Source organism: Siccirubricoccus soli, from assembly GCF_024178315.1.
Classification (GTDB): domain Bacteria; phylum Pseudomonadota; class Alphaproteobacteria; order Acetobacterales; family Acetobacteraceae; genus Siccirubricoccus; species Siccirubricoccus soli.
Genome location: NZ_JAMZIK010000099.1, coordinates 1 through 20,164 on the forward strand (window position 1 = coordinate 1; position 20,164 = coordinate 20,164).

The 20,164-nt window shown below is 72.9% G+C and carries 19 protein-coding genes; 9 read left to right on the forward strand and 10 right to left on the reverse strand.

Going from position 1 to position 20,164, the window contains the following annotated elements; all coding sequences use genetic code 11:
• Window positions 1–626 (forward strand): Bug family tripartite tricarboxylate transporter substrate binding protein (locus NJ376_RS15735; protein ID WP_252954235.1); only part of this gene is annotated, 626 nt, incomplete at its 5' end.
• Between the two features lie 123 nt (window positions 627–749).
• Here the strand turns inward: NJ376_RS15735 and NJ376_RS15740 are convergent.
• From NJ376_RS15740 to NJ376_RS15750, 3 genes are all read right to left on the reverse strand, one after another.
• Complete coding sequence (locus tag NJ376_RS15740; protein ID WP_252954236.1) at window positions 750–1,721, reverse strand: Bug family tripartite tricarboxylate transporter substrate binding protein; 972 nt, start codon at window positions 1,719–1,721, stop codon at window positions 750–752.
• Window positions 1,722–1,954: 233 nt separating this feature from the next.
• The gene (locus tag NJ376_RS15745) at window positions 1,955–2,692 is read right to left on the reverse strand and encodes a hypothetical protein (protein WP_252954237.1); all 738 of its coding nucleotides are present in this window, start codon (window positions 2,690–2,692) and stop codon (window positions 1,955–1,957) included.
• Window positions 2,689–3,774 (reverse strand): malate/lactate/ureidoglycolate dehydrogenase, encoded by a 1,086-nt coding sequence (locus NJ376_RS15750; RefSeq protein ID WP_252954238.1) that lies wholly within the window; start codon window positions 3,772–3,774, stop codon window positions 2,689–2,691. The genes NJ376_RS15745 and NJ376_RS15750 overlap by 4 nt, the downstream gene beginning before the upstream one ends.
• 284 nt (window positions 3,775–4,058) lie before the next feature.
• Here NJ376_RS15750 and NJ376_RS15755 point away from each other — a divergent pair, with 284 nt between their 5' ends.
• The 3 genes from NJ376_RS15755 (at window position 4,059) to NJ376_RS15765 (ending at window position 6,586) form a co-directional block, all read left to right on the forward strand.
• Window positions 4,059–4,811, forward strand: a complete 753-nt coding sequence (locus tag NJ376_RS15755) for a DUF7168 domain-containing protein (protein WP_252954239.1) — start codon at window positions 4,059–4,061, stop codon at window positions 4,809–4,811.
• Between the two features lie 229 nt (window positions 4,812–5,040).
• Window positions 5,041–5,475 (forward strand): hypothetical protein, encoded by a 435-nt coding sequence (locus NJ376_RS15760; protein ID WP_252954240.1) that lies wholly within the window; start codon window positions 5,041–5,043, stop codon window positions 5,473–5,475.
• A gap of 46 nt (window positions 5,476–5,521) precedes the next feature.
• On the forward strand, window positions 5,522–6,586 hold the full coding sequence (locus NJ376_RS15765) for a ketopantoate reductase family protein (protein ID WP_252954241.1): 1,065 nt from the start codon (window positions 5,522–5,524) through the stop codon (window positions 6,584–6,586).
• Window positions 6,587–6,881: 295 nt separating this feature from the next.
• Here NJ376_RS15765 and NJ376_RS15770 read toward each other — a convergent pair whose 3' ends face one another.
• Both NJ376_RS15770 and htpX read right to left on the reverse strand, forming a co-directional pair.
• The gene (locus NJ376_RS15770) at window positions 6,882–7,265 is read right to left on the reverse strand and encodes a c-type cytochrome (protein ID WP_252954242.1); all 384 of its coding nucleotides are present in this window, start codon (window positions 7,263–7,265) and stop codon (window positions 6,882–6,884) included.
• Between the two features lie 92 nt (window positions 7,266–7,357).
• Entirely contained in the window at window positions 7,358–8,308 is a 951-nt protein-coding gene (htpX, locus tag NJ376_RS15775) for a zinc metalloprotease HtpX (protein WP_252954243.1), read from the reverse strand.
• Between the two features lie 121 nt (window positions 8,309–8,429).
• On the opposite strand from htpX, the gene NJ376_RS29340 reads away from it, so the two are divergent.
• Window positions 8,430–8,738 carry a succinate dehydrogenase assembly factor 4 gene (locus tag NJ376_RS29340; RefSeq protein WP_370288313.1) on the forward strand — a complete coding sequence of 103 codons (309 nt, stop codon included), beginning with the start codon at window positions 8,430–8,432 and terminating at the stop codon, window positions 8,736–8,738.
• A 499-nt stretch (window positions 8,739–9,237) separates the two neighbouring features.
• Here NJ376_RS29340 and NJ376_RS29345 read toward each other — a convergent pair whose 3' ends face one another.
• Together NJ376_RS29345 and NJ376_RS15790 are read right to left on the reverse strand one after the other, a co-directional pair.
• Window positions 9,238–10,002 carry a Crp/Fnr family transcriptional regulator gene (locus NJ376_RS29345; RefSeq protein WP_252954244.1) on the reverse strand — a complete coding sequence of 255 codons (765 nt, stop codon included), beginning with the start codon at window positions 10,000–10,002 and terminating at the stop codon, window positions 9,238–9,240.
• Window positions 10,003–10,667: 665 nt separating this feature from the next.
• Window positions 10,668–12,308, reverse strand: a complete 1,641-nt coding sequence (locus NJ376_RS15790) for an acyl-CoA dehydrogenase (protein ID WP_252954245.1) — start codon at window positions 12,306–12,308, stop codon at window positions 10,668–10,670.
• 107 nt (window positions 12,309–12,415) lie between these two features.
• Between NJ376_RS15790 and NJ376_RS15795 the strand changes: the two genes are divergently transcribed.
• Window positions 12,416–13,429, forward strand: coding sequence for an AI-2E family transporter (locus tag NJ376_RS15795; RefSeq protein WP_252954246.1), 1,014 nt, complete (start codon window positions 12,416–12,418; stop codon window positions 13,427–13,429).
• Window positions 13,430–13,554: 125 nt separating this feature from the next.
• Here the strand turns inward: NJ376_RS15795 and NJ376_RS15800 are convergent, their stop codons facing one another.
• Window positions 13,555–14,442 (reverse strand): PhzF family phenazine biosynthesis protein, encoded by an 888-nt coding sequence (locus tag NJ376_RS15800; RefSeq protein ID WP_252954247.1) that lies wholly within the window; start codon window positions 14,440–14,442, stop codon window positions 13,555–13,557.
• A gap of 317 nt (window positions 14,443–14,759) precedes the next feature.
• Between NJ376_RS15800 and fdxA the strand changes: the two genes are divergently transcribed.
• Window positions 14,760–15,092, forward strand: a complete 333-nt coding sequence (gene fdxA / locus NJ376_RS15805; protein WP_252954248.1) for a ferredoxin FdxA — start codon at window positions 14,760–14,762, stop codon at window positions 15,090–15,092.
• On the opposite strand, the gene NJ376_RS15810 is transcribed toward fdxA, so the two are convergent.
• Complete coding sequence (locus NJ376_RS15810) at window positions 15,067–16,044, reverse strand: hypothetical protein (RefSeq protein WP_252954249.1); 978 nt, start codon at window positions 16,042–16,044, stop codon at window positions 15,067–15,069. The two genes, fdxA and NJ376_RS15810, sit on opposite strands and share 26 nt — an antisense overlap.
• A 289-nt stretch (window positions 16,045–16,333) precedes the next feature.
• Between NJ376_RS15810 and NJ376_RS29350 the strand changes: the two genes are divergently transcribed.
• Window positions 16,334–16,819, forward strand: a complete 486-nt coding sequence (locus NJ376_RS29350) for a CarD family transcriptional regulator (RefSeq protein WP_252954250.1) — start codon at window positions 16,334–16,336, stop codon at window positions 16,817–16,819.
• Window positions 16,820–17,040: 221 nt separating this feature from the next.
• On the opposite strand, the gene NJ376_RS15820 is transcribed toward NJ376_RS29350, so the two are convergent.
• Window positions 17,041–18,216, reverse strand: a complete 1,176-nt coding sequence (locus NJ376_RS15820; protein WP_252954251.1) for an MFS transporter — start codon at window positions 18,214–18,216, stop codon at window positions 17,041–17,043.
• A gap of 290 nt (window positions 18,217–18,506) precedes the next feature.
• On the opposite strand from NJ376_RS15820, the gene NJ376_RS15825 reads away from it, so the two are divergent.
• Window positions 18,507–20,036, forward strand: a complete 1,530-nt coding sequence (locus tag NJ376_RS15825; RefSeq protein ID WP_252954252.1) for an FAD-dependent monooxygenase — start codon at window positions 18,507–18,509, stop codon at window positions 20,034–20,036.
• Window positions 20,037–20,164: the final 128 nt, after the last annotated feature.

A 20,164-nucleotide genomic window follows, 5' to 3' on the forward strand; every position in this document is an offset into this window, starting at 1 on the left:
CCGCCATCGCCCCGGTGGCCGCCACGCCCTACATGCTGGTGGTGCATCCCTCCCTGCCGGTGCGCAACCTGGCGGAGCTGGTGGCCCTGGCCAAGGCGCAGCCGGGGCAGCTCAACTTCGCCTCCACCGGCATGGGCACCGGCCAGCATCTGGCGGGGGAGCTGCTGAAGCGCCTGGCGGGGATCGACCTGCTGCACGTCTCCTACCGCGGCAGCGGCGCGGTGCGGGCGGATCTGCTGACCGGACGCATCAACCTGATGTTCGAGAACCTGGCCCTGACCCTCGGCATGGTGCAGCGGGGCGAGGTGCGCGGCATCGCCGTCACCAGCCCGGAGCGCAGCGCCCTGGCACCCGAGCTGCCGACGCTGAAGGAGCTGGGCTATCCCGGCGCGGAGGTCGAGGGCTGGTTCGGGCTGCTGGGCCCGGCGCGCTTGCCGGCGGAGCAGGTGGTGCCGTTGAACCGGGCGGTGAATGCTTGGCTGGCCACGCCGGCGGCAGGGCAGAAGCTGGCCGGGCTGGGCGCCCGGGTGCTGGGTGGCGGGCCGGAAGCGCTGGCCGATCTGGTGCAGCGGGAGAAGGAGAGGTGGGGGCAGGTGATCCGGGAGGCCGGGATCAAGCCGGAATAGGCCGAGGCGGGCGTCGCGGCGGTGCGGCGCGCGCCCTCAAGCTCCCGGTTTCCAAAGGTCCTTCGGCCTTTGGTGGGGTTGGACGCATTGCGTCCAACCGCGAGAGGGCAGAGCCCCTCTCGGCTATTCGGCCCTGACCCCCGTCTCCTTCACCACCGAAGCCCACACCGCCATGTCCCGCGCCGCGAAGCTGGCGAAGTCTTCCGGGCTGCCGCCCATCGGCTCATGGGAGAACCCCGCCATGCGCCGCCGGATATCCTCCGAGGCCAGCCAGCGATTGGCCTCCGCATTCAGCATTGCGATGATGCGCGGCGGCGTGCCGGCGGGGGCGGAGACGCCGAACCAGATCTCCTCATCGAAGCCCGGCAGCCCTTCCTCCGACAGCAGCGGGATCTCGGGGCTGTCCGGCGCCCGGTTCCGCCCGGTCAGCGCCAGCCCGCGCAGCCGCCCCTCCCGCCGCAGCGGGGCGGAGGCGCCGACATTGTCCATGATGTAGTCGCACTCGCCCTGCGCCACGGCCAGCAGCGCCGGCGGGCTGCCGCGATAGTGGATGGGCTCCGCCGGGAAGCCGCCGCGCAGCTTGACGCGCTCGCCCATCAACTGCCCGCCGCTGCCCAAGCCCACGCTCGCCATGTTCACCCCGGTCCGCTTGGCCCGCGCCCAGGCGAGGAATTCCTGGGTGTTGCGCGCCGGGATGCTCGGCGTGATGAGCAGGAACATGCCGTATTTGTAGGCCAGCATGATGGGCGCGAAGCTCTTCAGCGCCTCGAAGCCCGGGTCGCGCATCACCTGCGGCGCGATGGTCTGGGCGGTGTTGGAATTGAAGGTCAGGGTGTAGCCATCCGGCGGCGAGTTCGCGACATGCGCCAGGCCGATGGTGCCGGAGGCGCCCGGCCGGTTCTCCACCACGAAGGTGCCGCCGAGCGTCCGGGACCAGTGCTCGCCGAGCGAACGGGCGTAGAAATCCTGCGGCGTGCCGGGGGTGGAGGGCATGATGATCCGCACCGGCCGGGCATTCGGATAAGCGGCCTGGGCGCGCAGCAGGCCGGGCGTGGCGAGCAGCCCGGCACTGGCCAGGATGAGCCTGCGTTGCATGGACGTGTCCCCCGTGGCGGGCGCGCGGCGGCGCCGTTCCGGGGAAATATAGGTCAATCGACCAAGCTGGGGAATCGACGCGGCTCGTGCCCCGGCGGCGGGGTCTGAGGGCCGCAGCGATGACATCTTGTGTGCTGTCCCGGCCGGGACCTGGGCCATGGGTAGACGCCCAGGAAGCCGGCCTGCGCCCTTGCCCATGGCCAGCCGGCCGCTCCCGGCCCGCCCGGGCTGCTTCAGTGCAGCGTCTGCGGCATCCGCCCGGGCACCGGCCCCATCAGCCCGCGGTCGATCGCCGCCCGGTAGAGCCGGGCTGCGAAGCCGGGCTTCTCCAGCAGCGCGGCCAGCACCTCCCGCGCCCGGGGCTCGGCCAGGATGCTGTCGATCTCCGCCAGATCGTCGACGCGAAGCTGCCGCGGCACCACCGGCCCGCGCTCCGGCACCGCCCCGGCGAGGAGCTGGCGCAGTACCCAGCCATCCAGCGGCGCCAGCACGCCGCAGGTCATGGCGAGGTCCGGGTCCGGCCAGGCGAGCCGCGCGCCGAAGATGCGGCCGGGCGGCGTGCGCCCGGCCAGGAAGCTGTCCCAGATGACTAGGCGCTCGCCATCCGGCAGGCGCTCCACCGCCGCGCCGCCCGCCGCCTCCGGCCCGACCAGGCGGAAGATCCCGAAGCGGGCGGATTGCAGCGCGGCCAGCATGCGCGCCTCGTCGCCGCCCTCGGCCGGGGGCGCCGCCTTGGCCTGGCGGTCGATGCCCCGCCCATGCTCCCCCAGCGGGTCCAGCACGCCAAGGTCGAAAACGGCGGCGAGCTGGGCTTCCTCCCCCGGCGCCACCGCCTTGCCATCCCACAGGGACAGCGCGCGGGCCTGCTGGGCGATGCTGGCCAGCGGCACGCGCTTCGCCGCGGCGTTCAGGATCTCGCCGCGCAGGCCACGGTAGCGGAGGTAGCGCGCCGAAGCGGGCTCCTCGCTCAATTCGGCACCGTCACGCCCAGGCTCCGGGCGCAGCGGATGATGCTCTCCCAGGTGTCGGGCTGCAGCGGCACGCCATTGGCCAGCCGTTCCTTGCGCAGCTTGGCCTCCTTCTCTCCGGGGGCCAGCACCTCCTCGCCCGGCGTCGCGGGGCGGCAGGACTTCACCCAGGCGACGTAGTCCTGCGCCGCCTGCTTGAAGGCGGCTTCCGTGCCGAAATGCCGCGGCGAGATGTAGATGGAGAGCATGCCATTGGCGATGCGCCCGCGCGCCGTGATGGGCCCGGCGCAGCCGCCACCGGTGAACGCGCCGGCCAGCAGCTCGCACATCAGGGCCAGGCCGCTGCCCTTGTGCTCGCCGAAGGCGCGGATGGCGCCGAGGCCGTTGCCCGGGCTGCGTGGGCCGACCTGCGGATAGTCGCCGTAGAGCGTGTGCGGGTCGCTGGAGAGGGTGCCGTCCGGCTCGATCAGCGAGCCTTCCGGCAGCGGCTTGCCGCCATTGGAGGCGACGAGGACCTTGCCCTCCGCCACCAGGGAGGTGGCGAAATCCAGCACCACCGGCGGGTCGGTCGGGATGCCGATGGAGAAGGGCGCGGTCGAGAAGCGCCGCTCCGTCCCGCCGAAGGGCGCCACCAGCACGGAGCCGGCGACGTTGACGAAATGGATGGAGATGAGCCCCTCGGCCAGGGCCTGTTCGGAATAGGCGCCGATCCGGCCGACATGGCCGGCATTGCGCAGCGCGATCACCGCCGTGCCATGCTGCTTCGCCCGCTCGATGCCGAGCGCGGTGGCCTGGGGCGCCACGGTCTGGCCGAAGCCGAACTGCGCGTCCAGCAGGGCGAAGGCGCCGCCATCCATGACGATCTCGGCCTGCCGGCCGGCGACGACATAGCCCGCCTGCTGCCATTCGACGTAGCGCGGCACGCGGACCACGCCATGGCTGTCATGCCCGGCGAGGTTGGCGCCCAGCAGATGGTGGGCGATGCGGCCCGCCTCCGCCGCGTCGCAGCCGGTGGCGCGGAAGATGCTGGCGACCAGGGATTCGAGCGTGTCGGCGGCGACGAGCACCGGAGGGAGCGTGTCCATGAGGGGCAGTTTTCCCGCAGGGGGGCTGGGATGTCCAGGTTGCGGAAGGGCACGGCCCTCCCCGCCCCGAATGCGCCCTGGAAGGCTGTGCGAGAGCCCAGGGATCCGGCCAATCCGGGGCGCCCGCGAACCACGCAGCGGTTTGCAGGACTTCCAGGCCCGGTCAGCGCCTGAGGAATGCCCCTTCATGGTCCCCCTCGGGCATGGTTCCCCTCGGGCAACGGGGCCCCGCTCGCCATCCGGCGGGCTTGACCCCGTCCTGGCGCCCCCGGCACCTATCCCCCATGGATCAGCAGAGCGAACTGGCCAAGGTGAAGGCCCGCATCCGGGCCCTCGCCGCGAAGACCGTGGAGCGCGGCTGCTCCGAGGCCGAGGCGCTGGCCGCCGCCGCCAAGGTGGGGGAGCTGCTGGAGGTCTATGGCCTTTCGATGAGCGAGGTGGAGCTGCGCGCGGAGGAATGCGTGCAGCGGCGGCTGGATTGCGCCGGGCCGCAGCGCCTCGCCCTGCGCTGGCTGTACCCGGCCCTGCTGCGCTTCTGCGAATGCCGCGGCTGGACCGATGGCAAGGCGGATTTCGTGCTCTACGGGCTGGAGCCCGATGTGCAGATGGCGGAGTACCTGCTGCGCGTCATCGAGGGCGCGCTGGCCTGGGAGGAAGGGCAGTACCGCACCAGCGCCGACTATGCCCGCAGCCGTGCCACGCCACAGACCAGGCTGCGCAGCTTCCGCTACGGCTTCGCCGACCGCATTTCGAAGCGGCTGGAGGCGATGGTGGAGGAGCGGGAGGCGGCGGCGGAGGCACGGCGCGCGGCGGCCGCGCCGGAGATGGCCAGCGCCTCCACCGCCCTGGTGCTGGCCAAGGAGAAGAAGCTGGAGGAGGGGTTCCGCGGCCTCGGCGTGCGGCTGCGCACCGTCTACAGCACGGCGACGGTCAGGGACCGCGGCGCCTATGGGAAGGGTGCGGCGGCGGGCGGCCGCGTGGGGCTTGGCCGGCCCGTGGGCGCCGGCGCCGGCGCCAGGCACCTGCCACGGAAGTGAACCCCCTACCCTTCCTCTTCGGGCGCGCCCCCTGGCGCGTTCGACACCGTCGAACGCGCCTCAAGCGAACGCCGTGGGGTAGGAAGGTTGTCAAGGATGCGGCGAAGCCGCGCCGCGCTTCGCGCGGCGAAGTCCTTGACAGCCTTCCAGCCCCATGGCCCCAGGCAATACTTGCCTTCGACGCCGTCGAAGGCACTGTCATGTGCCTTCGCTGGCGAGGGAGCGGGCGATGAGCCGCGGCGATGCCGCCGCACGCCGCCTCTATGCCTGGGAGGATGCGGAAGTGGCACCCCGCGATACCTCCCACGTGCCCTTCGCCCAATTGCAGGCGCTGGTGGACCATGTCTGGGCCGCCGAGGGGCTGCGCTTCCCGCCGCGCCTGCGGCCCCTGCCCCGCCAGGCGCGCGGCACCGTCGCCCGCGCCAGCCGCACCGCCATCGAGGCACCGCCCGAACTCCCCACCTGGATCCTGCTGCACGAGCTGGCCCATGCCATGAGCAGCACGGCGGAAGGCGCCAGCGACGGCCATGGACCGCTCTTCCTCGGCCTCTACCTGCATCTGCTGGTGCGCCATGCCAGGATGCCGCGGGCGGAGCTGGAAGCCTCCCTCCGCGCCGCCGGCCTCGCCTTCGACCCCAACCCCCGCCCCGCCTTCCTCGGCTGAGCCGCCCCGCGCTACCCTGCCGCCAGCTTGACGGAGGGAACGGACCATGCGGCCAAGAATCGCCTTCATCGGCGCCGGCGCGGTGGGGGGCTATGTCGGCGGCCACCTCGCCCGGCTCGGCCATGACGTGACGCTCATCGACCCCTGGCCGGAGCATGTGGCGGCGATCCGCGCCCGCGGCCTCGCCCTCTCCGGGCTGGAGGCGGAGGAGAACGTCACGGTGCAGGTCCCGGCCCTGCATCTGACGGAGGTGCAATCCGCCTTCCGCCACCGCCCGATCGACATCGCCTTCGTCAGCGTGAAATCCTACGACACGGTCTGGGCCACGCATCTCGTCGCGCCCTATCTGTCGGCAGGCGGCTTCGTCGTCTCCCTGCAGAATTGCATCAACGAGGAGCGCATCGCCTCGGTCGTCGGCTGGGGCAGGACGCTCGGCATGATCGCCGCCACCATCTCGGTCGACCTGTATGAGGCGGGGAAGATCCGCCGCACCGTCGGCCGCGGCGGCGCCGGCCGCACGGTCTTCGCGGTGGGGGAGGTGCATGGCCGCATCACCCCGCGGCTCGAGATGCTGCGGGACATGATCGCCGGCATCGACAGCGTGAAGGCGACGAGCAACCTCTGGGGCGAGCGCTGGTCGAAGCTCTGCGTCAACGCCATGCGCAACCCGACCAGCGCCGCCACCGGCCTGTCCGGCAACCAGTGCGACCAGCACCCGCAGATCCGCCGCTTCGCCCTGCGCATCGGGGCAGAGGCGGTGCGGATCGGCCAGGCGCTCGGCTACAGCCTGGAGAAGATCCAGGCCATGGACCCCGCCCTGCTCGCCGCCGCCGGGGAGGGCGATCCCGCGGCGCTCGAGACCGCCGAGGCGACGCTGCTGGAGAATGGCCGCAAGGCGCAGCGCAGCGACCTGCAGCGCCCCTCCATGGCGCAGGACATGGCGAAGGGCCGCAAGACGGAGATCGACTACATCAACGGCTTCATCGCCGCGGAGGGCAGGAAGGCCGGCCTCGCCGCCCCCGCCAACGCCGCGCTGACCGAGATCGTGAAGCGCGTGGAACGGGGCGAGATCCCGGCGCGGCCGGAGAACATCGCCGGCATCAACATCTGAGGCCGGCCCCGCCCGCGCCAAGGCCGGAGCAGCCGGCATCGCCGGGCGGGAACCTGTTTCCCGGCAGCCCCCGCCGCGGCCTGCGGCCCGGCGGCTGGCGCAACGCCGCACCCGCCGGATGCGCTGCTCCGGATACCCCGCCGCCTGGGGCAAGGCATCCGCTCGGACGAACCCGTCCGAGCGGATATCCTGCTAGAGCAGATCGCGTTCAGGTGGAATCATCTGAACGCGGGAAGATGCTCGCAAAACAACGGCCTGGAGCATGCTGCGTGAGCGCAAGCGAACGCAGCATGCTCTAGCTGTTCGCCCTCAGATAGGCGATCAGGTCGTTGAGCTGCTGCTCGTTGCGCAGCCCGGGAAAGGACATGGAGCCGGCCGGCACCACCGCCTTCGGGTTGGTGATGTAGGGGCGCAGCTGATCCTCGGTCCAGGTCAGCCCGGCTTCCGCCTTGGCGCGCATGTCGGCGGAATAGCGGAAGCCCTCGATGCTCGCCGCCTTGCGCCCGACGATGCCATGCAGGTTCGGCCCGACGCCGTTGCGCCCGCCCGCATCGATGGTGTGGCAGGCGCGGCACTGGTTGAACACGCGCTGCCCGGCAGCGGCATCCTGGGCCGCGGCAGGCAGGGCGAAACCGGCCGCCAGGCCGGCCAGAAGGGTGAGGGTCGCAGCGCGGGCCATGCGGATCGGCTCCCCGGTTGTGGCCGCCGCGACATGAGCTTGGGGCCGCGCGGCGTCAAGCCTGCCCGCTGCCGGCCAGGGCGGCGCGAAGCTCACCCCCAGGGGTTCCGCCGCCCGCCCGTGCTCCACGGCCCTGCCTGGCGCGGCGCCGCTTCCGGCGCCGCCCAGCCCCCGCCCCAGCCGCCCATCCCGCCGCCCGGCGCCATGGCCAGCAGCCGCGCCACCCGCTCCTCGGTCGGCGGGTGAGTGGTGAAGAGGCTGTCCAGCCGCAGGCCGGAAAGCGGGTTGACGATGAACATGTGCGCGCTGGCCGGATGCGCCTCGGCCGTCGGGTTCACGATGCCTTGCTTGTAGTGCTCCAGCTTCTGCAGCGCGCTCGCCAACCAGCGCGGATTGCCGCAGATCTCGGCGCCCAGCCGGTCCGCCTCGTATTCCCGCGCCCGGCTGATGGCCATCTGCACCAGCATGGCGGCGATGGGCCCGACGATCATCAGCAGCAGCGCGCCGATCGGGCCGAAGGGGCTGCGCCGCCCCTCCGCATCCCGCCCGCCGAACAGGAAGCCGAATTGCGCGAGCATGCCGATGGCGCCGGCCAGCGTCGCGGTGATGGTCATCAGCAGCGTGTCGCGGTGCCTGATATGCGCCAGCTCATGCGCGACCACGCCGGCCACCTCCTCCTCGCTCATCAGGTTGAGCAGGCCGGTATTGATCGCCACCGCGGCGTTCTGCGGATTGCGGCCGGTGGCGAAGGCGTTGGGCTGGTCCTCATGGATGACGTAGAGCGCCGGCATGGGCAGCCCCGCCCGCTGCACCAGCCCCTGCACCAGCTGGTACAGCCGCGGCGCGCTCTGCGGGTCGAGCGGCTGCGCATTGTGCATGGAGAGCACGACGCGGTCGCTGTTCCACCAGGCCCAGAGATTGGTGCCGCAGGCGAAGAGGAAGGCGAGCACCATCCCCTGCCGCCCGCCCATGGCGTAGCCGATGCCGAGGAACAGGGCGGTAAGCCCCGCCAGGAGAATTGCCGTCCGCAGATAGCCGCCCATCGATCCCGCCCCCGGATGCCGCGTTGTCCTTGTCGTGTCCCCACCCCTTGCCGGGCGGATGTGCAGGCCCTTGCACCGAGGCCTGCTGGCCAAGCCGGCCCCGAACCCCCAGATGAGAAGCATGACCGAGACTCGACAAGGGGGTGCCGCAGCGCATCCCGCCCGCCTCTCCGATCCCCTGCCGCCGTCCGGCCCGCCGCAGCCCGTGCCGCCGGTGCCGCCCCCGCCGCCGGGGCCGGACCTGCCGGAGGTGCCGATCGAGGACCCGACCGGTCCAGACGTGCCGCTGCCCGGCGACCCCAAGCTGCCCCCCGCCGGGGACCCGCCCACCGACCCGCCCATCCGGGTGAAGGAGATCGGCGGCCCGACCGGGCCGGAGCCGACCCGCTACGGCGACTGGGAGCGGAAGGGCCGGGTCTCGGATTTCTGAAGGGCGCCGGCAACCGGAGCGGTCTCGGGCCGGGCATGCCGGCATGCAACCGGCACTTGGCCTGGACTCCTCCAGAGCACCTGACAGGTTGCGACTCGGACGAGTGCCGGACCGAAGTAGGAACGGTCTGGTGGACTGGCCGGGCCACGGCCACAAGCCCTTGTGGCTCAACCGCTTTCGCCAGCCCGAGTCGCTCATGAGCGATTCGTTCCTGCGACTCGGGCCAGGGGATTGATTCCAGACCCGATCTCACAACCGCCCGGGCCTGCCGATTCAGGCTTCGTTCCAGCCCCTCCCGGCCTGTCCCGGGAAGCCGCCCCTGCCAGGGTCTCCCGGCACGCCGCGGGAGAGGACGGCACGGGCCGCCCGATACCGACATGCAAGGCCGTTCCGGCGCCTCGCACCCCGCACGCAGCGACAGACGCCTCACCCATGCTGGAGGCCGGCGCCGCTGCGGCCTGGCGTTCCCCCCATCGCTACGGAAAGGGTGCGCGCCGCCTCAGCCGCCGGGAGTCGGGTACAGCCCCGGCACCAGCCGGGCGAACATGGCGGCGACGGCGCCATGGCATTCGCAGCTCACGCTCTCGAGCCCCGCGCGGTCCAGCACCAGGATGCGGCTGCGCCGGTGCTGCACCAGCCCCTGGTCCTCCAGCCCCGCCACGATGCGGGTGATGGTGGTGCGGCGCACGCCAAGCGCATCGGCCAGCGCTTCCTGGGTCATCGGCAGCTCCGGCCGCCCGATGCGGTCATGCAGCGCCAGCAGCCGCCGGCAGGTCCGCTGCTCCACCTGATGCAGCGCGGCGCAGGCGGCCGCCTGCATCGCCTGGCCGAGCAGCGCGGTGCGGTAGCCATCCAGCAAGGTCTGCAGGCTGGGCGCCACGGCCGCCGCGTCAGCCAGGCGGGCGGCATCCATCTTCAGCGCCGGCCCGCCGGCCAGCACCTGCCAGCGCAGCCCGGCAAGGCCGGACAGCTCGCCCGGCAGGCCCGCCACGCCCTCGGCACCGATGGTAACCGCCTCCACCATCCGGTTGTCCGCCGTGGCGATCTGCAGCGAGAGCACCGTGGCGTCGCAGGGAAAGATCACGAAGGAAGCGGTACGATCGCCGAATTCCAGCTGGCTGCCCATGGCGAGGATGACGGGCGCGAACTGGGCCTGCAGCAATTCCAGATCGGCGAGCGGCAAGCGATCCAGCAGCCGGTTGCCGGAGCGGCGGACGGTCCAGGATCGGATACCTTCCTCATCCTCTGCACTCGATGAGCCCACCAAGGACCTCCTGACGTATCACACCTAGTTGATAACAAAGAACAACGCTCGCGCCAGAGGGAAATTGCGACTGGCTCGCAATTGGTCGAGCCCGCGCCAGTTGCCGGCGGTCGATCGACCATGCCCACGGTGCCGATTGGTCCTGGCCCGGACATCCCTCTCGCCCCAACGGATTGAAGCCGCCGCAGGCACAACACGCAACCGGAGAGGGAATATCTGCTACGGACTTTCCGCGCAATCCACGGAGCGCTGCGGCTTGCGCCCTCCGCAGGACGGCAGCGTCAGGCCGGATCCTCGGCCACGGGAGGACGAAACACCGCGGCGCCGGCCAGTGGGCGCAGGGCAGGCGATCCGCCCGGCGGCGTCCCCGAAGCCCCTGGAATCAATCGGCAAGCCAGGACCGGCCAGGAGCATTGGCCCGGGCTGCCGGTCAGGCGGAAGCGCCCGACCGGATGTCCTGCGTCAGAAGACACGGCCTCCGGAGCAGCCTGTCTCCGGTCTGGAGCAACCTCCGACCTGATGGGTTACGCCGCGCTCCATCAGGTCGGAGCTAGGCTGCTCCAGATCTTGCGTTTTTTTAGAGCAAGACATCCGATCAGGTGATTCGGCCTGATCGGATATTGCTCTGGCGGATCGCGCCGCAATCCATTCGGCCGGCGGCCGCCCTACCCGGCCGGCAGCAGCGCCAGCAGCGCGTCGGCCGCTTCGATCTCCGCCACCCGCGAGGCTGCCCGTGGCAGCAGCCGGGCCAGGTAGAAGGTGGCGATCGGCGCGTAGCGCGGCTCCAGCGCCGCCGCCCGGGCCAGCATCCAGCCGCCGAGCGTCCAGCCGCAGGCCTCCAGATAGGCGGTCGCCCCCGCCTCGGCCGCTGCCGGCTCCCGCGCCCCGCGTGCCACCAGCCAGGCGGTGGCGCGTTCCAGCGCCGCCACCGCCTCGCCAAGCCGCGGATCGGCGGCCTTCACCTCCGCCAGCAGGGCGCGCATCTCCGCCCCGCCATCGCGCAGCACCTTCCGCCCCACCAGGTCCAGCGCCTGGATGCCGTTCGTCCCCTCATAGATCGGGGCGATTCGCGCATCCCGCAGTACCTGCGCCGCCCCCGTCTCCTCGACGAACCCCATGCCGCCATGCACCTGGATGCCGAGCGAGGCGCACTCCACGCCACGATCCGTGCACCACCCCTTCACGATCGGCGTCAGCAGCGCGACGCGTGCCTCGCTGGCCCCGCCCCGCCGGGCGCGGTCCAGCGCCGCCCCGGCCTCCAGCGCCAGCAGCCGCCCGGCGAGCGTCATGGCGCGGATCTCCGCCAGCATGCGGGCCACGTCGGGGTGGCGGTCGATCGGCTTGCCGCCCTGGAGGCGCTGCGCCGCATAGGCCTCGGCCAGCGCCAGCGCCCGCGCGCCCTGCGCCACCCCCTCCACGCCGACGCCGAGCCGCGCCGCGTTCATCATCGCGAACATCGCCTGCAAGCCGCGATGCGGCTCGCCCACCAGCTCCGCCTCGGCGCCCTCGAACAGCATGACGCAAGTGGGCGAGGCGTGGATGCCGAGCTTCTTCTCGATGCCGCCGCAGCGCAGCGCATTGCGGCTGCCATCCGCCCGCCGCTTCGGCGCGGCGAAGAGCGAGATGCCGCGGGTGCCGGGCGGCGCATCCGGCAGCCGGGCCAGCACCAGGTGCAGCGTGTCCTCGGTCAGCTCGTGCTCGCCCCAGGTGATGAAGATCTTCTGCCCGTACAGCCGGTAGCCGCCCGCCCCGTCCGGCTCCGCCTTGGTCCGGATCAGGGAAAGGTCGGAGCCCGCCTGCGGTTCGGTCAGGCACATCGTCCCGGTCCATTCGCCGCGGACCAGGGGCGGCAGCCAAGCCGCCTGCTGCGCGGGGGAGGCGAAGCGGGCGATCGCCTCGATGGCGCCGGCGGTCAGCAGCGGGCAGAGGCTGAAGGCCATGTCGCCGGTGGTGACCAGTTCGCTCACCGCCATCCACAGCGCCTGCGGCAGCTCCTGCCCGCCCACCTCCACGCCGTTCAGCTCCGCCGGCGCGGCGAGACCCTGCCAGCCGCCCTCGATCCAGGCCTGGTAGGCCGGCTTGTAGGCCGGCGGGGTGCGGACCACGCCGTTCTCATAGACGGCGCCATGCAGATCCGCTTCCCGCGCGCCGGGCCACAGCACCTCCCGCGCGAAGCGATCCGCCTCGCCGATGATGGCGGCGATGTCCGGGGCAGCCAGGGCGCCGCCGGTCAGGCCGGGCAGGTCGATCAGGCGGGTCAGGCCGAAGACCAGATCCTCCGCCGGGGTGGTGGGTGCTGCGGACATGCGTCGCCTCCGTTCTGCGGCGTGTTTAGCATGCCGGGCGGCGACGCAGGACGGGGGACAGCCGATCCCGAGGCGGAACCATCCGCGCTGCGGGCGTTTCCTCCGCCGTGACCCGATCGATCCTCTCCGTTCTCATCCTCCTCGTCATCCTGCTCCTTCTGCTCTGGCTGGCGCCGGAAGTGCCGCTGCTCGGCTTTGCCGCGGCGCTGCTCGCCGTCGCGCTGCGCGCCGCGGCGACGCCGCTGGCCCGGCGCCTGCGCCTTTCCGGCCCGATCGCGGTGCTGCTGGTAGCGGCGCTGCTGCTGGTCGCGCTCGGCCTGGCCGCCTGGGCCGCCGCCGCCCCCCTCACCGCCCAGGTGCAGGAACTGGCGCAGCGCCTGCCGCAGAGCCTGGAGGCGCTGCGCAGCCGGCTCTCCGGCACCGGCTGGGGCGACTGGCTGCTGCGCCAGGCGGAGCCGGGCCATCTGATGCCCAGCGGGGGCGAAGGAGCGGCCGGCGCCGCCGCCGCCGCCGCGCAGGCGGCGAGCTCCACCCTGGGCGGGCTCGGCAATATCGTGCTGGTCGGGCTGCTCGCCCTCTATCTGGCGGCGCAGCCCAGGCCCTACCTGCAAGGGCTGCGCGCCCTGTTCCACCCCTCCCTCGACCCGCAGGTCACTGAGACCCTGGCCGAGGCCGGGGAGTCGCTGCGCGGCTGGCTGCTGGGCCAGGGGGTGGGGATGCTGGTTGCCGGCACCCTCACCTGGCTCGGCTTCTGGGCGCTCGGCCTGCCGCTGGCCGGGCTGCTCGGCGCCATCATCGGGCTGCTGAACTTCATCCCGGTGCTGGGGCCGCTGATCGGCGCCGTGCCGGCGGTGCTGCTGGCGCTGACGGAAGGGCCGAGCCTCGCCCTCTGGACCGCCGGGCTGGTCTTCGCCGTGCAGACGGTGGAGGGCAACTTCCTCACCCCCATGGTCCAGTCGCAGACGGCGGATATCCCGCCCGCCCTGCTGCTGCTGGTGCAGGTGCTGGCCGGGGCGCTGTTCGGGCTGCTCGGTCTCGCGCTCGCCGCGCCGCTGACGGCGCTGGGGCTGGTGCTGGTGCGGCGCGGCTATGTGGCGGGATGGCTGGGGCGGGAGGTGTGATGCCCGGCTCGGTCTCCTGACGTTCCACGCCGGGTATCGCGCGCAGGGCTGGCGCGGCGGCCGCGCGCCCATGGACCGGCATCGGCCAGCATGTCGCGCGGCCGGTAATGGCGGGGGCTTGCCGCCTACAGCTCCGCCTCCCCCCGCAGCACCGGTACGCAGCCGCCGCCGACGCGGGCGAAGATCCTCCCCTCCGCGCTGCGCCGGGCGCTGGCGCGCAGCAGGCTGGGCCGGCCCATCTCCACCCCCTGGGTGATCTCCCAGGCCCCCTCCGCCGCGCCGCTCAGATGCAGCAGGAAGCCGGCCAGCGGCGTGGCCGCGCTGCCTGTCGCCGCATCCTCCCAGGTGCCGGCGAGCGGCGAGAACATCCGCGCCCTGAGCCCCGCCCCCTCTTGCCGGTAGAGGTAGAGGGAGAGCCGCCCGCCCAGCGCCGGCACCGCCGCCAGCGCCCGGTGGAAGGCGGCGAGATCCGGCACCGCCGCCGCCATCGCGGCCTCCGTCACCTCCAGCAGCAGGCGGGGGTTGCCGCCATCGCTCGCCATCACCGGCTGGTGGCGGGCGGTGAGGATCCCCTCCGGCCCGATGCCGGCGCAGGCGGCGGCCAGTTCCACCGGCACCTCCGGCCCGATCCGCAGCGGCTGCGGCGCGCCGATGGTGGCGCCGAGCAGCCGCCCCGCCGCGTCCCGCTCCAGCCGCACCTCCACCAGCCCGGCACGCTCCTCGAAGCGCAGTACCCCGTCCACCGCGCGGTCCGCCAGCACATAGCCGGTGCCGACATTCGGATGGCCGGCGAAGTCCATTTCCGAGGTGCGGTTGAAGATGCGCACCCGGGCGCTGTTGGCCGGGTCCTCCGGCGGCAGGACGAAGGTCGTCTCGCTCAGGTTGAACTCATTCGCCAGGGCCTGCATCTCGGCATCCGTCAGCCCGCGCGCATCCGGAAAGACGGCGAGCTGGTTGCCGCCGAAGCGGCGCTCGGCGAAGACGTCGAGGGTGACGAAGGCGAAGCGGCGCATGGCGGCCCCCTGAGGCTGCGGACCCGGTCAGCCTAGGACATGGCCGGCGGGGCCAGGGAGGGAGGCCGGCGCATGGCAGGGTCCCGCGCCGCCACGCAGGTGCAACGGTCCGACGACCCGCTGCCCGGCCCCTGCCGGCGCGCAGCCCCTCGGGCCGCTTCGCCTGGCTGGTCGGGCAGCGCCGGCGCCAGCCCGGAAGTGCCTGTCAGCCCCGGGTTTCCGGGCCGGGCGGCTTGCCAGCGGCGCGCCATCGCGCCATGTGTCGCCACGCGCAACGCCCCGCGCCGCCGATGCGGGGGCCTGAAGGACCGGCTGCCGTGACCTATGTCGTTCTCGAGAATTGCATCAAGTGCAAGTACATGGACTGCGTCGAGGTCTGTCCGGTGGATTGCTTCTACGTCGGCGAAAACATGCTGGTGATCCACCCGGACGAGTGCATCGATTGCGGGGTGTGCGAGCCGGAATGCCCCGCCGAGGCCATCGTGCCGGACAGCGACGACCGCGCCACCGAATGGGCCGAACTCAACCGGACCTACGCCGCGCAGTGGCCGAACATCACCCGCAAGGGGGAACCGCCGGCGGATGCCGAGGAGTGGAAGGGCAAGCCGGGCAAGAAGGAGCTGTTCAGCCCGGAACCCGGCAAGCCCTGAGCCCGGCCGGGCCATCGCTGGCACCAGGCAAGGCGCTGCCTGGGCAAAGGGTGACTCCGCCCAAAATTAATGCTATCCTTTCAACTTGATGGCGGAGGTCGGTACATGCCGGCATGCCCCCGTCGCGTTCTGTGACACTGCCGCGACATGAATTCCCCATTCGGGGGCACGCGGCGGGGGCGTCGCGCGGCTCGGGCGTGAACCGGACGGATCTCCCGCCATTGGCATGGTCTGGCCGATGCGGGCGGGCGCGCAGGAGGCGCGACAGCCACGCGCCGGGCAGCACCGCAGGAGAGTCGTCCGGCATGAAGGCACCCGCCCGCGCCAAGGCCCCCACCCGGAAGCGAAAGTCCGCCGCCGGCAGCGCCCCTGCCGCCGCCCCCCGGCCGAAACCACCCGCCGCCAAGGCCAAGCAGGTGGTCACCCCCCGGCGCAGCGCCGGCCCCGACAAGCCCCGCGCCGCCACCGGCAAACCCGCCGCCCCGAAGCCCGCGGCCGCAAAGCCCACCGCGCCGAAACCTGCCATGAAATCCGGCGCGAAACCTGCCGCGGCGAAGCCGGCCGCGAAGGCCGCCCCGGCAAAAGCCACCGCAAGGCCGGCCGCCGGGAAACCCGCCGCCGCCAAACCCGTCACCACGAAGCCGGCGACCGCGAAGCCGGCAGCGACTTGGCCCGCCGCCCCGCCGGCGACGCCGAAAGCCGCCACCGCCAAGCCAACCGCGACCAAGCCTGCCATCGCCAAGCCTGCCATCGCCAAGCCAACCGTGACGAAGCCCGCCACCGCCGAGACCACCGTTCCCTCCCAGGCAAAAGCCGCCTCCCCGAATCCCCCTGCCGCGAAGAACCCCGTCTTGACCTCTGCCTCTGCCAAGACCCCGGCGGCCAAGCCGGCCGCCAAGCCCAGCCCGGCGGCCAAGCCCGCCGCGAAGCCGCCGGTCAAGACCGCGCCCAAGGCGGATCTCCCGCCGGAGGCGAAGGATGCCCCGCCGCCGGCGGCGAAGCCGTCCGCCCCGAAGCCCGCCGCCGCCCGCCCGGCGGAGCCGCCGAAGCCCGCCCCCCGGCCCGAACCTGCCGCCATCCGCAGCCCCGGCTTCGCCGAGGCCCAGGCCGCCGCCCCCCTGCCGCCGCCGAAGCTGCCCCCGCCGGCGGCCGAGGCCGGCCGGTCCGCCGCCCCCACCGCCGTCGCTCCGGCCCGGCGCGAGGGCCTTCCCACACCTCCTGCGAGACAGCCTGCCAAACCCGTGGAATTCAAAGCTGGCGACCACGTCGTCTACCCGACCCATGGGGTCGGAACCGTTCAGGGTATCGAGACCATGTCCGCCGCAGGGCATTCCCTGCAGGTCATCGTCGTCACCTTCGAAGAGAACCGGATGACGCTGCGCGTCCCGGTCAACAAGGCCGCCTCCTCCGGCCTGCGCAAGCTCACCGCGCCGGACGCGATCAAGGAGGCGCTGGACACGCTGAAGGGCAAGGCGCGCATCAAGCGCACCATGTGGTCCCGCCGCGCCCAGGAATACGAGGCAAAGATCAACTCCGGCGATCCCGTGGCCATCGCGGAAGTGGTGCGCGACCTGCACCGCAATGCCGGCCAGCCGGACCAGTCCTTCTCCGAGCGGCAGATCTATGAGCAGGCGATGGACCGCCTGGCCGCGGAGATCGCCGCCATCGACCGCACCGACAAGGTGCAGGCGACGGAGAAGCTGCTGGCGCACCTGAAATCCACCTGAGCTCATCCCCATGACGGCGCTGCGCGCCGCCATGGGGGCCTCGGGCGCGCATGAAGGGCGCCTCGCACCGCCTGCCGCGGCAGGGCACATGGCGGTCCGGCCTCGGTGGCCGCCCGCCGCTAGAGCAGATCGCGTTCAGATGGGATCATCTGAATGCGTGAAGATGCTCGCAAAACGACGGCTAGAGCATGCTGCGTGAGCGCAAGCGAACGCAGCATGCTCTAGCGCCACCCCAGCTTCAGCGCCAGCGCCAGGATCCCGAGCGCCGCCACGCCCAGCGCGATGCCCGGGCCGAAGCCGCCGAGCATCAGCCCGATCACCACCGGCCCCAGCGACTGGCCGATGAAGAAGTGGAAGGCGTGCATCGCCACCGCGGAGCCGCGGGCCTCCGGCGCCACCTCCGTCACCCGGGTCTGGATGCTGTTGTGCACCATGTAGAAGCCGACGCCGAGCACGAGTCCCGAGGCGATGAAGAGCGTCGCCGTCGGCGCCAGGCCGAAGCCGAGCAGCGCCAGCCCCGCCAGCACCCCGCCCAGCACCACCATCCGCCCCTGGCCGATCCGCGCCAGCACCGCCTTCACCAGCGCGCCATAGGCGAAGCCGCCGCAGCCGAAGGCGCCGACCGTCAGCCCCGCCTCGAAGGTGGCGCCCGCCGCCTCCGCCAGGCCGCGCTGGCCGAGCAGCAGGGCAAGGTAGGGGAAGGTGCCGAAGACCAGCATCCCCTCCACCAGCACCGCGAAGAACAGCAGCCGCGCCGCCGGCATGCCGAGCAGGGCGCGGTAGCGGCCGAAGGCCCGCACCGGCTCGAAGGGCCGCCGCGGCTCCGGCGGGCCGCCGAAGGGGATCAGCACCAGCAGGAAGGAGGCGAGCAGCGCCACCCCGCCGCACAGGCCGAGCACGCCGCGCCAGCCGAGATAGCCCGCCAGCAGCCCGGCCAGCACGCCGCCGCCGATCTGCCCGCCGATGGCGAAGACCAGCACCCGGCTGAGCGCCACCTGCCGGTCCTTCATCGGCACCGCATCGCCGATGGTCGCCAGCGTCAGCGGCATGATGCCGCCCGCCGCCATGCCGGTCAGCGCCCGCAGCAGCATCAGCGTGTCGAGGCTTGAGGCGAAGGGCGCGATCAGCGCCATCACGGAGAGCAGCAGCAGCGAGAAGCGGATCACCCGCCGCTTGCCCAGCGCATCGCCGACCGGCCCGAGGATCGGCTGGATCAGCGCGAAGGGCACCGCGAAGGCGGAGGCGAGCAGCGCCACCCGGTCCGGCGAGGCGGCGAATTCATCGGCGATGACGGCGATGAAGGGATCGGTCACCCGCACGCTGAGCGCCCCGGCGAAGGCCGTGATGCCGAGCAGCAGGATCAGCCGGGACTGGTTCGGGAGGTGCGGGGTGGACATCGCCGCTGATGTGCACCGCAGCGACGGGGGCGTCCATCCTGCCTGGCGGCGGGGCTGCCATGCCGCCGCTGCCGCTTCTCCGCCGGCATCCCGCGGCCGCGCCGCCGTCCCGGGCCAAGCGGCCGGCACGCGGGGGGCCACCTCCCTGGCATGCGGCGCGCCACGGGCCGCCGCCCGGCGCATCGAGGGAGAGGCCAAGGGGCCTGCCCCGGACACCGCCGGGAGGATAGGCTCCGCGCCCCGGGTCCAGGCCCGAGGGCTGACCCCGCAAGCTCCCGCCGGAGGCGCGCATGCCAGAGACTCAGGTCCTGATCGTCGGTGCCGGCCCCACCGGCCTGGTGCTGGCCATCCAGCTCGCCCGGCACGGCATCGCCTGCCGCATCATCGACCGCGCCGCGGGGCCCGGCGAGGCCTCCCGCGCCATGGCGGTGCATGCCCGCACCCTGGAATTCTACCGGCAATTCGGCTTCGCGGATCAGGTGGCGGCGGCCGGCATCCCGATGGCCACCCTGCATCTCCGCCAGGCGGGGCGGGAGGTGGCGCGGCTCGAGCTCGGCGCGCTCGGCGCCGGGGAAAGTCGCTACCCCTTCATTCTCAGCCTGCCGCAGGACGAGCATGAGCGGCTGCTCGGGGCGCAGCTCTCGGCCCTTGGCCTCCGCGTCGAATGGGGCGTGGAGCTGCGCGCGCTGGCGGAGATCCCGGGCGGACTCCGCGCCACCCTGGCGGGGCCGGCGGGGGAGGAGAGCTGCGAGGCGGCTTGGCTCTGCGGCTGCGACGGCGCCCATAGCCGGGTGCGGCAGGCGATCGGCCTCGGCTTTCCCGGCGGCACCTATGCCCAGCGCTTCTATGTCGCGGATGTCGCCATCGCCGGCCCCGCCCGCCCGGATATCGAGGCGAACATCGCCGCCCAGGGGCTGGCCCTGCTCTTCCCGGTGCGGCGGGCGGGCATGCAGCGGGTGATCGGCATCCTGCCGCCGGAGCTGGGCGATCGGGACGATGTGACATTCGACGCCGTCCGCCCGGTGGCGGAGGCGATGCTCGGCATCTCGGTGGAAAGGGCGAACTGGTTCTCCACCTACCATGTGCATCACCGGGTGGCGGCGGGCTTCCGCCGCGGCCGCGCCTTCCTCGCCGGGGATGCCGGGCACATCCACAGCCCGGCCGGCGGGCAGGGGATGAATACCGGCATCGGCGATGCGGTGAATCTCGGCTGGAAGCTGGCGGAGGTGCTGCAGGGGCAGGCCGCCGAAAGCCTGCTGGAGAGCTACGAGCAGGAGCGGATCGGCTTCGCCCGGACCCTGGTGGCCACCACGGACCGGGCCTTCACCGCGCTGGTCGGCACCGGCCCCGGCAGCCGGCTGCTGCGGCAGGTGGTGCTGCCGCGCCTGGCGCCGCTGCTCCTCGGCATCGGGCCCGTCCGCCGGCGGCTGTTCCGCACCGCCTCGCAGATCCGCATCGCCTATCCGGACAGCCCGCTCAGCGAGGGCCGGGCCGGGGCGCTGGCGGCCGGGGCGCGGCTGCCCTTCCTCGAGGTGCCGGGCGGGGACAGCCATGCGCCGCTGGACGGGCTCGGCTGGCGGCTGCAGCTGCATGGCGAGGCCGCACCGCCCCTCCGCGCCGCGGCGGCGGAGCTCGGCCTGCCGCTCGACACCTTCCCCTGGAGCGCGGCGGCCGGCCGGGCCGGGCTGGCGCGGGACGCCGCCTACCTGCTGCGGCCGGATGGGCATATCGGCCTGGCCTGGGAAGGGCAGGACCCGGCCCGGCTGCGCGCCTATGCGGCAAAGCATGGGCTGCGCTTCGGCCAGGGCGGGTCGCCATAGGGCGGCCCCGGGGGCGTGGCGCCGCCCTTGCGGACACGGGCCGGGGCATGTGCGGCGAGCGCCGCCCAACCAAGCCGGCAGCGCCCCCTGATGGGCCGCAACATCGCCGGCCTGCGCGCCATGGGCGG

Bases quoted from the DNA above. Each gene is read 5' to 3' on its own strand.
- NJ376_RS15740 (WP_252954236.1), bottom strand. From the start codon at position 1,721: ATGCAACGCAGGCTCATCCTGGCCAGTGCCGGGCTGCTCGCCACGCCC.
- NJ376_RS15750 (WP_252954238.1), bottom strand. From the start codon at position 3,774: ATGGACACGCTCCCTCCGGTGCTCGTCGCCGCCGACACGCTCGAATCC.
- NJ376_RS15755 (WP_252954239.1), top strand. From the start codon at position 4,059: ATGGATCAGCAGAGCGAACTGGCCAAGGTGAAGGCCCGCATCCGGGCC.
- NJ376_RS15760 (WP_252954240.1), top strand. From the start codon at position 5,041: ATGAGCCGCGGCGATGCCGCCGCACGCCGCCTCTATGCCTGGGAGGAT.
- NJ376_RS15765 (WP_252954241.1), top strand. From the start codon at position 5,522: ATGCGGCCAAGAATCGCCTTCATCGGCGCCGGCGCGGTGGGGGGCTAT.
- NJ376_RS15770 (WP_252954242.1), bottom strand. From the start codon at position 7,265: ATGGCCCGCGCTGCGACCCTCACCCTTCTGGCCGGCCTGGCGGCCGGT.
- htpX (WP_252954243.1), bottom strand. From the start codon at position 8,308: ATGGGCGGCTATCTGCGGACGGCAATTCTCCTGGCGGGGCTTACCGCC.
- NJ376_RS29340 (WP_370288313.1), top strand. From the start codon at position 8,430: ATGACCGAGACTCGACAAGGGGGTGCCGCAGCGCATCCCGCCCGCCTC.
- NJ376_RS15790 (WP_252954245.1), bottom strand. From the start codon at position 12,308: ATGTCCGCAGCACCCACCACCCCGGCGGAGGATCTGGTCTTCGGCCTG.
- NJ376_RS15800 (WP_252954247.1), bottom strand. From the start codon at position 14,442: ATGCGCCGCTTCGCCTTCGTCACCCTCGACGTCTTCGCCGAGCGCCGC.
- NJ376_RS15820 (WP_252954251.1), bottom strand. From the start codon at position 18,216: ATGTCCACCCCGCACCTCCCGAACCAGTCCCGGCTGATCCTGCTGCTC.
- NJ376_RS15825 (WP_252954252.1), top strand. From the start codon at position 18,507: ATGCCAGAGACTCAGGTCCTGATCGTCGGTGCCGGCCCCACCGGCCTG.